Consider the following 12,609-nt stretch of genomic DNA (forward strand, 5'->3'; position numbering starts at 1 on the left):
TGCTTGATCGCCTCCTGTCCGGCCTGTTGGTCGGGCACTTCGTCTCATCTTCTCGCTTGATCGACACCGGCATCCTCCCGAGAGGCTGATCGCGAGACATGACTGAACAACGCAGTAAGCCAGAGGGCAAAGCCATGCTGCTGATGATCGATAACTATGACTCTTTCACCTACAACGTCGTGCAATACCTGGGCGAGCTGGGCGCCGACGTCAAGGTCGTGCGCAACGACGAACTGAGCGTGGCGCAGATCGAGGCGCTGAATCCCGAGCGCATCGTCGTCTCTCCAGGCCCCTGCACGCCGACCGAGGCCGGTATTTCCCTGGAAGCGATCAAGCACTTTGCCGGCAAGCTGCCGATCCTCGGTGTCTGCCTGGGGCACCAGAGCATCGGCCAGGCCTTCGGTGGCGACGTGGTGCGCGCGCGCCAGGCCATGCATGGCAAGACCAGCCCGGTGTTCCACAAGGACCAGGGCGTGTTCGCCGGCCTCAACCATCCGCTGACCGTGACCCGCTACCACTCGCTGGTGGTCAAGCGCGAAACCTTGCCCGACTGCCTCGAGGTGACGGCCTGGACCCAGCACGAAGACGGCAGCGTCGACGAGATCATGGGCCTGCGCCACAAGACCTTGCACATCGAAGGCGTGCAGTTCCACCCGGAGTCGATCCTCACCGAGCAGGGCCATGAGCTGTTCGCCAACTTCCTGCGCCAGGTCGGGGGTGTGCGTCCATGAACATTCGCGAAGCACTCAATCGGATCGTCAACCAGCTCGACCTCAGCACCGAGGAAATGCAGGACGTCATGCGCGAGATCATGACCGGTGCCTGCAGCGACGCCCAGGTCGGCGCGTTCCTCATGGGCATGCGCATGAAGAGCGAGACCATCGACGAGATCACCGGCGCCGTGGCGGCCATGCGTGAGCTGGCGAGCAAGGTCGAGCTGAACGACCTGCGCCACGTGGTCGATGTGGTCGGCACCGGTGGCGATGGCGCCAATATCTTCAACGTTTCCTCGGCGGCGACCTTCGTTGTCGCGGCCGCCGGCGGCAAGGTCGCCAAGCACGGCAATCGCGCGGTTTCCGGCAAGAGCGGCAGTGCCGACCTGCTGGAAGAGGCGGGCATCTACCTGGACCTGCAGCCGGAGCAAGTGGCGCGCTGCATCGACAGCGTCGGTGTCGGTTTCATGTTCGCCCAGACCCATCACAAGGCCATGCGTCATGCCGCCGGGCCGCGCAAGGAGCTGGGTCTGCGTACGCTGTTCAACATGCTCGGCCCGCTTACGAATCCGGCCGGCGTACGTCATCAGGTGGTCGGCGTGTTCAACCAGGCGCTGTGCCGCCCGCTGGCCGAAGTGCTCAAGCGCCTTGGCAGCGAACATGTGTTGGTGGTGCACTCGCGTGACGGCCTGGACGAATTCAGCCTGGCGGCCTCGACCCATGTCGCCGAGCTGAAAGACGGCGTGGTCAGCGAGTATGAAGTCAGCCCCGAGGACGTTGGCCTGAAGAGCCAGACCCTTATCGGCCTTGAAGTCGACAGCCCGCAGGCGTCGCTGGCGCTGATTCGCGATGCGTTGAGCAAGCGCAAGACGGAAAACGGCCAGAAGGCGGCGGAAATGATCATCCTCAATGCCGGTGCCGCATTGTACGCGGCGGATCTCACGTATAGCCTCAAGCAGGGCGTGGAGCTGGCGCACGACGCGCTGCACACCGGGCTGGCCTGGGAAAAACTACAGGACCTGGTGTCTTTCACCGCCGTGTTCAGACAGGAGAATCAAGCGTGAGCATCCCGACCGTTCTGGAAAAGATCGTCGCCCGCAAGGTCGAGGAGGTCGCCGAACGGCGTGGCCGCGTCAGCCTTGCCGAGCTCGAAGTCCTGGCCCGTGGCGCCGATGCGCCGCGCGGCTTCGCCCAGGCATTGCTGGAGCGGGCCGCACGCAAGGAGCCGGCGATCATCGCCGAGGTGAAGAAGGCCTCGCCGAGCAAGGGTGTATTGCGCGAGGACTTCGTGCCGGCCGAGATCGCCCAGAGCTATGAGCGTGGCGGCGCGGCGTGCCTGTCGGTGTTGACCGATGTCGACTTTTTCCAGGGGCATGACGACTACCTGAGGCAGGCGCGTGCCGCCTGCTCGCTGCCGGTGATCCGCAAGGACTTCATGATCGACCCCTACCAGATCGTCGAGGCTCGGGCTTTGGGGGCGGACTGCGTGCTGCTGATCGCCGCCTGCCTGGATGATGCGCGTATGGTCGAGCTGGCGAGCGTGGCCAAGGGCGTCGGCCTGGATGTGTTGGTCGAGGTGCATGACGGCGAAGAGCTGGAGCGTGCGTTGAATAGCCTCGATACCCCGTTGCTGGGGATCAACAACCGCAACCTGCACACGTTCGAGGTCAGCCTCGAAACCACCCTGGACCTGTTGCCACGCATCCCGCGTGATCGGCTGGTGGTCACCGAGAGCGGCATCCTCAGCCGTGCCGATGTCGAACTGATGGAAATCAGCCAGGTCTATGCCTTCCTCGTTGGCGAAGCCTTCATGCGTGCCCAGGAACCGGGTGCCGAGCTGCAGCGGTTGTTCTTCCCAGGCAAGGGCGCGCGCGTGGCAATCGATCCAGACTGACGCTCTTCAAGGTGGATAAAAAGAACGACGGTAGCCGGTCTTTTTATCCACCTTGGTTTTACCGGGTGCCGAAGACCACCATCGTCTTGCCCTTAACGTGTACCAGGCCTTGTTCCTCGAGGCTTTTGAGTACCCGGCCGACCATTTCCCGTGAGCAGCCGACGATCCGGCCGATTTCCTGGCGGGTGATCTTGATTTGCATGCCATCGGGGTGGGTCATGGCATCGGGCTGCTTGCACAGGTCGAGCAGGGTGCGAGCGACCCGGCCCGTGACGTCGAGGAAAGCCAGGTCACCGACCTTGCGGGTCGTGTTACGCAGGCGGTCCGCCATCTGGCTACCGAGGGCGTAGAGGATTTCCGGATCTTGCTGGGTCAGCTCGCGGAATTTGGCATAGCCCAGCTCGGCCACTTCGCATTCGGTCTTGGCGCGCACCCAGGCACTGCGCTCTTTCTCCTGGCCTTCTTTTTCGAACAGGCCCAACTCACCGAAGAAGTCCCCGGGATTGAGATAGGCGATGATCATCTCGCGGCCATCGTCATCCTCGATGAGGATGGTGACCGAACCCTTGATGATGAAGAACAGCGTCTCGCAACGGTCGCCCGCGTAGATGATGGTGCTTTTCGAGGTGTAGCGACGTCGATGGCAGTGCGCCAGCAACTTTTCCATGTTCTTGATTTTAGGTGTAAGTGTTATAGCGACCATGCCTGTCCCCGGTCAGAAAAAGATAAAAACTTCCCAGCGATGTTTCCTTGTTATGGCATGCAGTGTGCCATTATCTTGTCGTCAAATTAACAGAGCGTGAGCGAGCGCAACCGTTATTTGCGACGAGCCTAACATTGAGGGCTGGACAAACGCACGATTGTACTCCTCTGTCGGTATTGGCCACTGTGCTAGACTCGCGCCTTTTGCGAACAGCGGAGCTCTAAGTAATGAAGGCGCGCATTCAGTGGGCGGGCGAGGCGATGTTCCTCGGTGAATCCGGCAGTGGCCATGTCGTGGTAATGGACGGTCCGCCCGACGCTGGCGGGCGCAACCTCGGGGTTCGCCCCATGGAAACGTTGCTGATCGGCCTGGGTGGCTGCAGCAGTTTCGACGTGGTCAGCATCCTGAAGAAATCCCGTCAGGCCGTGGAAAGCTGCGAGGCTTTCCTCGATGCCGAGCGCACGGATGAAGATCCAAAGGTCTTCACTAAGATCCACCTGCATTTCCTGATCAAGGGGCGTGGCCTCAAGGAGCCGCAGGTCAAGCGCGCGGTGGAGTTGTCTGCGGAGAAATACTGCTCGGCCTCGATCATGCTCGGTCGTGCAGGCGTGGAAATCACCCACGGCTACGAAATCGTCGAGCTGGATCAGTAGGCAAAAACAGCTCCGATCGAATAGCTCCAAGCGGTAAAAATCGCGAAATGGCGGGGCAGCAGCAGAGCCGCCTCGTGGCAGGCTTTATATCCTATAAGTGCTCTTGGTCATGACCTTCGACAGCAGGGTCATGCCGAACTTCAGCGGAAGCGGAAAGCGCAGACCGCCAGCGTCGAGGGCGCTGTTGGCGTGGTGCTGCTCGTCTTCGCGCATCTGTTCGAGAATGGCGCGGGTCTTGGCGTCATCTGCGGGAATCTGCTGCAGGTGCTCATCCAGGTGCTTGACCACTTGATCCTCAGTGGCGGCGACGAAGCCCAGGCTGACCCGGTCGCTGATCAGGCCGGCCATTGCGCCGACACCGAATGACAAACCGTAGAACATCGGATTGAGTAGGCTCGGGCGGCTGCCGAGTTGACGAATGCGCTGTTCGCACCAGGCCAGGTGGTCGACCTCCTCTTCGGCGGCTTCCTCCATGGCCTTGCGCACCTGTGGCAGCTTGGCGGTCAGTGCCTGGCCTTGGTAAAGCGCCTGGGCGCAAACCTCGCCGGTGTGGTTGATGCGCATCAGGCCGGCCGTATGGCGGGCTTCGCCATCGTCCATCTCGCACTCGTTCTGGGCGAGCGCCGGCGAGGGCCGCGCGGGTGCGCCGCTGAATGGCAGCAGGGTGCGCAGCGCGGCATCGGCCTGCATCAGCAGGCGGTCGACAGGGGAGAACTGGCGTTCGCTGGTCATGGGATCACCTCCACGGAAAGCAGGCGGCAAGTGTAACCGATCTGCGTTACCTCCCGGCGACGCCTGCAGAGGAGGCTATTGCCGGGGCAATAGAGGGCGAATCATGCGTGCGCTGAATCGACGGACCAGGGCGCGTGGGCTCAGGCGTACGAGGAGTGTCAGCAAGCGATGCTGGCGCCGTGGAATGATGATCGCGCGATTGCGCTCCAGCCCCTGAACGGCCGCCAGGGCGATCTCTTCGGGTGTGGCGAGCCGTTTACCTGCTTCAAGCGGTCCGCTCTTGAGTTGGCTGCGCCTGAAAAAGCCCGTGGCGACCCAGCCGGGACAAAGCACCGATACCTTGACGCCGTAGGGCGCAAGCTCGTGACGCAAGCCTTCGGACAGGTGGAGCACGTAGGCTTTGCTGGCGAAGTAGTTGCTCATCATCGGCCCGGGCTGGAATGCCGCCAGTGAGGCCACGTTGAGAATCTGCCCATTGCCACGCTGGCGCATGTGTTGGCCTAGGTCATGGCAAAGGCGGGCGAGAGCCAGCATGTTGAGTTCGATCAGTTCCTTTTCATGCGACCAGTCCTGATCGACGAAGAGGCCTGAGCTGCCGATGCCGGCATTGTTGACCAGCAGATCGATCTGGCGCCCGGACTGCTCCAGTTCCTGGATCAGCCCGGTCATTTGCAGGGGTTCGGCAAGATCGCAAACGCGAAACAGCACCTCGACGCCAAAGCGCAAGCTCAGTTCGCAGGCGATGCTTTCCAGCATGTCGCGCCGACGAGCGACCAGGATCAGGTCTCGCCCGCGCCGCGCAAGGGCCTCGGCCAATGCCAGGCCGAGGCCTCCCGAGGCGCCGGTGATGAGTGCGTAGCCGGGCATCGGGCTGGATTACTGGCTTTGTTGTTGATACTGCTGTGCCCGTTCCAGATAGTCCTGGTAAGCGGGCATGGCGATGGCTGCGAGTATGCCGATAACGACCGGGATGAGCAGCCAGCCAAATGCCAGGACCTTGACCGCGGTACTGTTGGGCGGAGGCGGCGGGCCGTAGCGGTTGGGGCCTTCGGTGCCGGGTACGACCAGCATGACGATGGCGAATATGGCACCAACGAAGGGTACCAGTGTGAGCAGCCATAGCCAGCCGGACATGCCCATGTCGTGCAGGCGCTGTACGCCGATCTGCACGCTGACGACCCCGCAGGCGATGATGATTGGAATGAATAGCAGGCCTGCCAGCCAGGCGGCGGCCAGGCCGAGCAGCGCGGCGACGATATACAGGCCGAATGTGGCGGTGAACAGAACCGCACTCCAGCCGAGGTAGCGCACCCGGCCAATACGGCCGGTCACACCGAATACCTTCAGCTCGCCAAATTCCGCCGCTGGTGCTGCCACTTGGGCCTTTGGCGGGGTGTAGGGCGAGACCTCGACGGTTGCAGGGCTGCCGGGGGCCGGCGTTGCCTCGGCCTGGCTGGCCTGGCGGGCGAGGAACTTCTCCACAACGATGCCGCAGGCGGCGCAAATGGGCGCTTTGTCCTGGTCATGGCCGCATTTCGGGCAGCGCATCTGTGCTGCGCCTGACGCAACCGGCTCCTCATCGATCTTCACCAGGCTGAATCCCTGGCTCGTATCCGCTTCCTTGCTTGCCAGGGCGCCCGCTCGGGTCAGTACCGCGAGGTACTTGTCCGCTTCTGCCTCCTCGAGGTTGCGCTTGAGGATGACCTTGTCGCCCTTGAACAGTGCATCGATCTGCTCGATGCTGCTCTTGAACAGATTGGCGAGCTTTTCACGGGTTTCGTCCAGTGCTGCGCCAGGCACGAGCTGGCCGCTGAACACGATCTTGAAGCGTGGTTGTTGCATGATACGTCCCTGTCTATGGGCTGGTGGCAGATTGGCGGCTAGCGTGGCCAATGATGGGCGAGCTGTCCAGCTTGCGTGTGTGCTTCTCGATACTCTCGATCAATACGTGCGATCAGTTCCCCAACTTTCGGCACGTCGTCGATGCCACCGACGCCCTGGCCGGCGGACCAGACGCTCTTCCAGGCCTTGGCCTCCTCGTCCAGCGGCTTGAGTTTGCCGACACCCGGATCGCGCAGGCGGGCCAGGTCATAACCGGCGCTTTCCAGGCTCTGGCGCATGAAGCTCGCGGGCACGCCGGAGACGGCAGGAGTGTGCACGATGTCAGCGGCCTGGGCGGAGAGAATCATCGCTTTATAGGCATCCTCGGCGCCACTCTCCCGGGTGGCGATGAAGCGAGTGCCCATATAGGCGAGGTCGGCACCGAGCATCTGCGCGGCAAGGACCTGGTGGCCCGTGGTGAGTGCGCCGGCAAGCAATACGGTCTTGTCGAAGAATTGGCGGATCTCGGCGACCAGGGCAAAGGGGCTCCAGGTGCCGGCATGGCCGCCGGCACCGGCTGCGACGGCAATCAGCCCGTCCACGCCTGCCTGCGCCGCTTTCTCTGCATGACGGCGGGTGGTGACATCATGAAATACCAGGCCGCCGTAAGCGTGCACGGCATCTACCACTTCTTTCGCTGCCCCCAGGCTGGTGATGACGATAGGGACGCGATGGTCCACGCAACGTTGCAGGTCGGCATCAAGGCGCGGGTTGCTGTCATGCACGATCAGGTTCACCGCGTAAGGTGCTGCGTTCGAGGTCAGGCCGCTTTCGATCTCTGCGAGCCATGCCTCGAAGCCATGGCCATCCCGCTGGTTGAGCGCGGGAAAGCTGCCAACGATGCCTTGATTGCAACAGGCGAGCACGAGCTTCGGGGTCGATACCAGAAACATCGGCGAGGCAACGATTGGCAAGCGCAGATTATTCAGCAGGGCGGGCAGCGACATGGCGAGGACCTCGTGCGTTAGAAGGGTTTGACCACCACCAGCAGAACGATGGCCAGCAGGAACACTACGGGTATTTCGTTGAACCAGCGATAAAAGATATGGCTGCGTGGATTCTCGCCACGAGCGAAACGCTTCATCTGGGCACCGCACATGTGGTGATAGCCGATGAGTATGGCGACGAGCAGCAGCTTGATGTGCAACCAACCCATCTGCAGCCAATAAGGATTGAGGTAGAGCAGATAGCCGCCCAGGCCGATCGTCGCCAGCATGGAGGGCGTCATGATGCCGCGATACAGCTTGCGTTCCATGATGCAGAAGCGTTCGCGGCTTACGTTGTCCTCGCTCATCGCGTGGTAGACGAAGAGCCTGGGCAGGTAGAACAAGCCTGCAAACCAGCAAACCATGGCAATGATATGCAGGGCTTTGACATACAGCATGAATGCTCCCGAGGGGGGGGGATGAAGCCGCGATAGTAGTGAAGGCCCGCCCAGGCGTCACCTCCGGCCTGGCCTGCCGGTGCGGCGAGGCCTATCATCTTTGCCCGCCAGACCGGCGGCGTTTAGTTGACCAGCCCGGTAGGGCAAGCGGATAATTCTGCGCAGCGACATGTAGCAGGGCGCCTGGCGCCGGGAGAACCACACGATGAGCGTTGAAACCTTCACCCCCACTCCTTTGCTTTTCACCCAAGGGGCGGCCAATAAAGTGAAGAACCTGGTGGACGAAGAGGGCAATCCTCGTCTGAAGCTGCGCGTGTTCGTCACTGGTGGCGGTTGCTCGGGGTTCCAGTACGGCTTCACATTCGATGAGGACGTGGCTGATGATGACACCATCATCGAACGCGAAGGTGTCAGCCTGGTCGTCGATCCGATGAGCTTCCAGTACTTGGCAGGTGCCGAGGTCGATTATCAGGAAGGCCTGGAAGGATCCCGCTTCGTGATCAAGAACCCCAATGCGACCACGACCTGTGGCTGTGGCTCATCTTTCTCGATCTGAGCGCACGAAAGAATCAGAGAGGCCGCGCCGATGCGCGGCCTTTTCATTCATGCTGGGTAAATGGCGCCCAGTATCCGAGAGCCTTTTGCCGCCGTCACGCTAGGGCGATTGCCGGGCAGGCCCTCCAGGCAGCAGTAGGCGAGCCAGGCGAATGCCATGGCTTCGATCCAGTCGGGGTCGATGCCTGCCTCACGGGTGCTGCCTACCAGGCAACCTGGCAGGTAAGCCTGCAGACGCGCCATGAGTGCGTCATTGTGGGCTCCTCCGCCGCAGACCAGAACCTCTTCGACCTGCGGCAAGGCATGCTTGAGTGAGTCGGTAATACTGAGTGCGGTCAGCTCCAGCAGTGTGCGCTGAACGTCTTGCGGCGCAATCTGCAGGCCATTCAGGTGATGGTCCAGCCAATCGAGGTTGAAAAGCTCCCGGCCGGTGCTCTTTGGGCCTTTGGCCTTGAAGAACGGGTCGTCACTCAGGCGTTCCAGCAATTGAGGGGCGAGGGTGCCCCCCGCAGCCCACTGGCCGCCGCTGTCGTAGTGTTTGCCTGCGTGGCGCAGGATCCAGGCATCCATCAAGACATTGCCGGGACCGCAATCGAAGCCCCGAACCTCTTGCTCCGGCACGAGAAGGCTCAGGTTGCTGAAGCCGCCGATATTGAGAATGGCGCGACGGCGTGACGGATGGGAGAAGAGCGCGTCGTGGAACGCTGGAACCAGCGGGGCGCCTTGCCCGCCTGCGGCCACGTCACGTCGGCGGAAGTCCGCCACGACAGCGATACCCGTGAGTTCGACAAGCAGCGCGGGGTTGCCGATCTGGGTGGTGAACCGGCGAAGTGGCTCATGGCGGATCGTCTGGCCATGGCTGCCGATTGCGCGAATCTGGCTGGCGTCGAGTTTTTCTTTCTGTAGCAGTTGGGAAATACCGGCGGCGGCGAGAGTGGCCCAGCGGTTTTCTGCTTCGGCTGACCGGGCGATTTCGTCTGCACCAGGGCTGCAAAGGCCCAGCAGCTCTGAGCGCAATGCATCGGGCATGGGAATGTAGTGGGTGGCGAGCAGCTTGGTTCGTTGAGCCTGCTCGATCAGGGCGATGTCCAGGCCGTCGAGGCTGGTGCCGGACATCACTCCGATATAGAGCGCCATGCTCAGTTACGGCTCGAAGCCAGTTGCGTGGCCTTTTCCTGGTCCATACGCGCCATCAACGGTTGGCTGAGCTGCATGAAGCGTTGTTTCTCGTTGCGAGCGATCGGGTCGGCCATCGGCAGCTTCTGGCTGAGCGGGTCGACATGCACGCCGTTGACCTGGAACTCGTAGTGCAGGTGTGGCCCGGTGGAAAGGCCGGTGGTGCCGATATAGCCAATGATCTGGCCCTGCTTGACCGAGGTGCCGGTACTGATGCCCTTGGCAAACCCCTGCATATGTCCATACAGCGTTCGGTAGCTACTGCCGTGCTGGATGATTACGGCATTGCCGTAGCCGCCACGGCGACCGGCGAGAATCACTTTTCCATCGCCCGCGGCCTTGATCGGCGTGCCGCGAGGTGCGGCATAGTCGACACCTTTGTGCGCACGAATCTTGTTCAGGATCGGGTGCTGCCTGCCAAGGGAGAAGCGTGAGCTGATGCGGGCGAAGTCCACGGGCGTGCGAATGAATGCCTTGCGCATACTGTTGCCATCAGCGGTGTAGTAACTGGTGTTGCCTTGTTTGCTGGTATAGCGGACTGCGGTATAGGTCTTGCCACGGTTGGTGAAGCGCGCTGCAAGAATATCGCCGCTAGCCACTTCCTTGCCGTCGACCACGTGTTTTTCGTAGATAACCTCGAACTCATCGCCTTCCCTGATATCGAGGGCGAAGTCGATGTCATAGCCGAATACGTTGGCCAGGTCCATGGTGAGGTTATGGGAGAGGCCGGCGCGTTTGGCCGAAACGAACAGCGAGCTTTTGATCACGCCGTGCGCGTAGGAAGAGTGCACATCCGGTTTGATCAGTTCGCGCTTGAAGCTGTAGCCAGCATCGTTCCGGCTCAGGGTGATCGTTTCGAGGTTGCTGACCTTGCTGCTGAGCTTGTCCAGTTTGCCGTCGGTAGCCAGGGTGAAATCAAGTACCTGGCCGACCTTGAGGCGACTGAACTGCTTGGCGTCCTTGCTGCTGCCCAGCGCTATATGCAGATCGTTTGCGTTGAGACCAACCTTGGAGAACATCGTCGACAGCGTGTCGCCATTGCCGACGGAAACCGACTTCTGCAGCGGATTCTCCACGACGGGCTCGGCCACCGTGGCATCTGCACTTTCTTGAGGGGGGGGCTGTAAGTCGTTCTTGGCGAACGGTGGGGTGTCTTCGCTTGGCTCGATGGCAAGTGGGGCAGGCTCCTGAGATTGCTCAGCGCTATTGCCCAGGTCGAGACTCAGGTAGGTTTTCTTCGCCTCGACTTCACGTGTCGGGAACACCAGCAAGGCCAGGCTCAGTAGTGCTGCTACGCCGCTGGCCGCCAGCAGGTGGCTCTTCGGGTAGATAGGCACTTTGGAATCGGGTTGGGTCATGGCTTAAGGCGTTTCTTTGAAGAGTGCATTAACTGCTTAAAATATAATCAAAATTATCTATAGGCAACCCTAAGGGTTCCACGTTGGTCGAATGGTCGCATCTGTCGCTGCTTGTATTTGGGCAATGATCTTGTATGGTTGGCTCCTTTTTAACCTCGGGGGCAGAGAGTCCGGTCATGAAGTCTGTGGAAGAGCAACTGGCGCTGATCAAGCGTGGCGCGGAGGAAGTGCTGGTTGAGGCAGAGCTGATCGAAAAGCTCAAACGTGGTCAGCCGTTGCGTATCAAGGCCGGCTTTGACCCGACCGCGCCTGATCTGCACCTGGGGCACACGGTGCTTATTAATAAGCTGCGCCAGTTCCAGGAACTGGGCCATCAGGTTGTGTTCCTTATCGGTGACTTCACCGGCATGATCGGAGATCCCAGTGGCAAGAGTGCGACTCGCCCGCCGCTGACTCGCGAGCAGGTTCTCGATAACGCTGAGACATACAAGGCGCAAGTCTTCAAGATCCTTGATCCGGCCAGGACCGAGGTCGCGTTCAACTCAACGTGGATGGACATGCTCAGTCCTGCTGATTTCATTCGCCTTGCCTCGCAATACACGGTGGCGCGCATGCTGGAGCGTGATGACTTCGATAAGCGCTATGCCAGTAATCAGCCCATCGCTATCCATGAGTTCCTTTATCCATTGGTGCAGGGGTATGACTCGGTCGCCCTTAAGGCGGACGTGGAACTGGGTGGTACCGATCAGAAATTCAATCTGCTGATGGGGCGCGAGCTCCAGCGAGCCTATGGTCAGGAATCACAGTGCATAGTCACCATGCCGTTGTTGGAAGGGCTGGATGGCGTCAAGAAGATGTCCAAGTCGCTTGGCAACTATGTGGGCATCCAGGAAGCGCCAGGAGTCATGTACAACAAGCTGGTATCAATGCCTGACGCGCTGATGTGGCGCTATTTCGAATTGTTGAGCTTCCGTCCCATGGAAGAGATCAATCAGTTCCGGGCCGATGTCGAGCGTGGCGCGAATCCGCGTGACATCAAGATCAAGCTGGCCGAGGAGTTGGTGGCGCGCTTCCACGGTGAAGAGGCTGCGGCCAATGCCCATAAGGCTGCTGGTAACCGCATGAGGGATGGCGAGGTTCCGGAAGACTTGCCAGAGGTCGAGCTGTCTTCCGCTGAAGACCTGTTGATCTCTTCTGTCCTTAATAAGGCTGGTTTGGTCAAGAATGCTGCTGCAGCCAGGGACTTGCTGGGCGCGGGAAGCGTTCGTGTGGATGGCGAGGTGGTGGATCGCGGGTTCCTGTTCAAGCTTGGTGCTACTCATGTATGCCAGGCGGGAAAGAAAGCTTTTGCCCGCGTTACCTTGAAACATGAATGAGCCCCAAAAAACAGTTGACGCCAGTATTGATGTGCCTATAATTCGCGCCACTTCCGGCGCGGCCTGATCTTAAAACTCCTTGTTAATCAGTTGGTTATAGGTGTTTCCAGGTTGCACGGACGGCGAATTCGAGTAGAATGCGCCGCGCTGGCAGGGTGGTGGTTTGATCCTGTTGGTGGTTCGG

At 60.7% G+C, this 12,609-nt stretch carries 14 protein-coding genes; 6 read left to right on the top strand and 8 right to left on the bottom strand.

Annotated elements, in window-relative coordinates; translation table 11 throughout:
- The first annotated feature begins 134 nt into the window (after positions 1 to 134).
- The 3 genes from ACSZPK_RS04790 to trpC are packed head-to-tail and all read left to right on the top strand — an operon-like array spanning position 135 to position 2,607.
- Complete coding sequence (locus ACSZPK_RS04790; protein WP_437880290.1) at positions 135 to 731, top strand: aminodeoxychorismate/anthranilate synthase component II; 597 nt, start codon at positions 135 to 137, stop codon at positions 729 to 731.
- Positions 728 to 1,777 (top strand): anthranilate phosphoribosyltransferase, encoded by a 1,050-nt coding sequence (gene trpD, locus ACSZPK_RS04795; protein ID WP_437880233.1) that lies wholly within the window; start codon positions 728 to 730, stop codon positions 1,775 to 1,777. Before ACSZPK_RS04790 ends, trpD begins: the two co-directional genes overlap by 4 nt.
- A complete protein-coding gene (gene trpC, locus ACSZPK_RS04800) occupies positions 1,774 to 2,607 on the top strand; it encodes an indole-3-glycerol phosphate synthase TrpC (protein WP_437880234.1) in 834 nt (277 codons plus the stop codon). Before trpD ends, trpC begins: the two co-directional genes overlap by 4 nt.
- Positions 2,608 to 2,665: 58 nt before the next feature.
- Here the strand turns inward: trpC and crp are convergent, their stop codons facing one another.
- The gene (gene crp, locus ACSZPK_RS04805) at positions 2,666 to 3,310 is read right to left on the bottom strand and encodes a cAMP-activated global transcriptional regulator CRP (RefSeq protein ID WP_437880235.1); all 645 of its coding nucleotides are present in this window, start codon (positions 3,308 to 3,310) and stop codon (positions 2,666 to 2,668) included.
- A gap of 227 nt (positions 3,311 to 3,537) precedes the next feature.
- Between crp and ACSZPK_RS04810 the strand changes: the two genes are divergently transcribed.
- Positions 3,538 to 3,963, top strand: coding sequence for an OsmC family protein (locus ACSZPK_RS04810; RefSeq protein ID WP_437880236.1), 426 nt, complete (start codon positions 3,538 to 3,540; stop codon positions 3,961 to 3,963).
- 84 nt (positions 3,964 to 4,047) lie between these two features.
- Here the strand turns inward: ACSZPK_RS04810 and coq7 are convergent, their stop codons facing one another.
- The 5 genes from coq7 to hemJ form a co-directional block, all read right to left on the bottom strand.
- Positions 4,048 to 4,695, bottom strand: coding sequence for a 2-polyprenyl-3-methyl-6-methoxy-1,4-benzoquinone monooxygenase (gene coq7, locus ACSZPK_RS04815; protein WP_437880237.1), 648 nt, complete (start codon positions 4,693 to 4,695; stop codon positions 4,048 to 4,050).
- 75 nt (positions 4,696 to 4,770) lie between these two features.
- Positions 4,771 to 5,562: an SDR family NAD(P)-dependent oxidoreductase gene (locus tag ACSZPK_RS04820; RefSeq protein WP_437880238.1), complete on the bottom strand. Its 792-nt coding sequence runs from the start codon at positions 5,560 to 5,562 to the stop codon at positions 4,771 to 4,773.
- A 9-nt stretch (positions 5,563 to 5,571) separates the two neighbouring features.
- Positions 5,572 to 6,537, bottom strand: a complete 966-nt coding sequence (locus ACSZPK_RS04825) for a DUF805 domain-containing protein (protein WP_437880239.1) — start codon at positions 6,535 to 6,537, stop codon at positions 5,572 to 5,574.
- Positions 6,538 to 6,575: 38 nt separating this feature from the next.
- Positions 6,576 to 7,523, bottom strand: coding sequence for an NAD(P)H-dependent flavin oxidoreductase (locus ACSZPK_RS04830; protein WP_437880240.1), 948 nt, complete (start codon positions 7,521 to 7,523; stop codon positions 6,576 to 6,578).
- A 17-nt stretch (positions 7,524 to 7,540) separates the two neighbouring features.
- Positions 7,541 to 7,960, bottom strand: coding sequence for a protoporphyrinogen oxidase HemJ (gene hemJ / locus ACSZPK_RS04835; protein ID WP_437880241.1), 420 nt, complete (start codon positions 7,958 to 7,960; stop codon positions 7,541 to 7,543).
- 205 nt (positions 7,961 to 8,165) lie between these two features.
- On the opposite strand from hemJ, the gene erpA reads away from it, so the two are divergent.
- Positions 8,166 to 8,516, top strand: coding sequence for an iron-sulfur cluster insertion protein ErpA (gene erpA / locus ACSZPK_RS04840; RefSeq protein WP_437880242.1), 351 nt, complete (start codon positions 8,166 to 8,168; stop codon positions 8,514 to 8,516).
- Positions 8,517 to 8,563: 47 nt separating this feature from the next.
- On the opposite strand, the gene ACSZPK_RS04845 is transcribed toward erpA, so the two are convergent.
- Both ACSZPK_RS04845 and ACSZPK_RS04850 read right to left on the bottom strand, forming a co-directional pair.
- Positions 8,564 to 9,652, bottom strand: a complete 1,089-nt coding sequence (locus ACSZPK_RS04845) for an anhydro-N-acetylmuramic acid kinase (protein WP_437880243.1) — start codon at positions 9,650 to 9,652, stop codon at positions 8,564 to 8,566.
- 2 nt (positions 9,653 to 9,654) lie between these two features.
- A complete protein-coding gene (locus tag ACSZPK_RS04850) occupies positions 9,655 to 11,049 on the bottom strand; it encodes a peptidoglycan DD-metalloendopeptidase family protein (RefSeq protein ID WP_437880244.1) in 1,395 nt (464 codons plus the stop codon).
- A 176-nt stretch (positions 11,050 to 11,225) separates the two neighbouring features.
- On the opposite strand from ACSZPK_RS04850, the gene tyrS reads away from it, so the two are divergent.
- Positions 11,226 to 12,425 carry a tyrosine--tRNA ligase gene (tyrS, locus tag ACSZPK_RS04855; protein ID WP_437880245.1) on the top strand — a complete coding sequence of 400 codons (1,200 nt, stop codon included), beginning with the start codon at positions 11,226 to 11,228 and terminating at the stop codon, positions 12,423 to 12,425.
- Positions 12,426 to 12,609 lie beyond the last annotated feature (184 nt).

The organism is Pseudomonas sp. LRF_L74 (assembly GCF_965644255.1).
Taxonomy (GTDB): domain Bacteria; phylum Pseudomonadota; class Gammaproteobacteria; order Pseudomonadales; family Pseudomonadaceae; genus Aquipseudomonas.

Bases quoted from the DNA above. Each gene is read 5' to 3' on its own strand.
- ACSZPK_RS04790 (WP_437880290.1), top strand. From the start codon at position 135: ATGCTGCTGATGATCGATAACTATGACTCTTTCACCTACAACGTCGTG.
- trpD (WP_437880233.1), top strand. From the start codon at position 728: ATGAACATTCGCGAAGCACTCAATCGGATCGTCAACCAGCTCGACCTC.
- crp (WP_437880235.1), bottom strand. From the start codon at position 3,310: ATGGTCGCTATAACACTTACACCTAAAATCAAGAACATGGAAAAGTTG.
- ACSZPK_RS04810 (WP_437880236.1), top strand. From the start codon at position 3,538: ATGAAGGCGCGCATTCAGTGGGCGGGCGAGGCGATGTTCCTCGGTGAA.
- coq7 (WP_437880237.1), bottom strand. From the start codon at position 4,695: ATGACCAGCGAACGCCAGTTCTCCCCTGTCGACCGCCTGCTGATGCAG.
- ACSZPK_RS04820 (WP_437880238.1), bottom strand. From the start codon at position 5,562: ATGCCCGGCTACGCACTCATCACCGGCGCCTCGGGAGGCCTCGGCCTG.
- ACSZPK_RS04825 (WP_437880239.1), bottom strand. From the start codon at position 6,537: ATGCAACAACCACGCTTCAAGATCGTGTTCAGCGGCCAGCTCGTGCCT.
- ACSZPK_RS04830 (WP_437880240.1), bottom strand. From the start codon at position 7,523: ATGTCGCTGCCCGCCCTGCTGAATAATCTGCGCTTGCCAATCGTTGCC.
- hemJ (WP_437880241.1), bottom strand. From the start codon at position 7,960: ATGCTGTATGTCAAAGCCCTGCATATCATTGCCATGGTTTGCTGGTTT.
- erpA (WP_437880242.1), top strand. From the start codon at position 8,166: ATGAGCGTTGAAACCTTCACCCCCACTCCTTTGCTTTTCACCCAAGGG.
- ACSZPK_RS04845 (WP_437880243.1), bottom strand. From the start codon at position 9,652: ATGGCGCTCTATATCGGAGTGATGTCCGGCACCAGCCTCGACGGCCTG.
- ACSZPK_RS04850 (WP_437880244.1), bottom strand. From the start codon at position 11,049: ATGACCCAACCCGATTCCAAAGTGCCTATCTACCCGAAGAGCCACCTG.
- tyrS (WP_437880245.1), top strand. From the start codon at position 11,226: ATGAAGTCTGTGGAAGAGCAACTGGCGCTGATCAAGCGTGGCGCGGAG.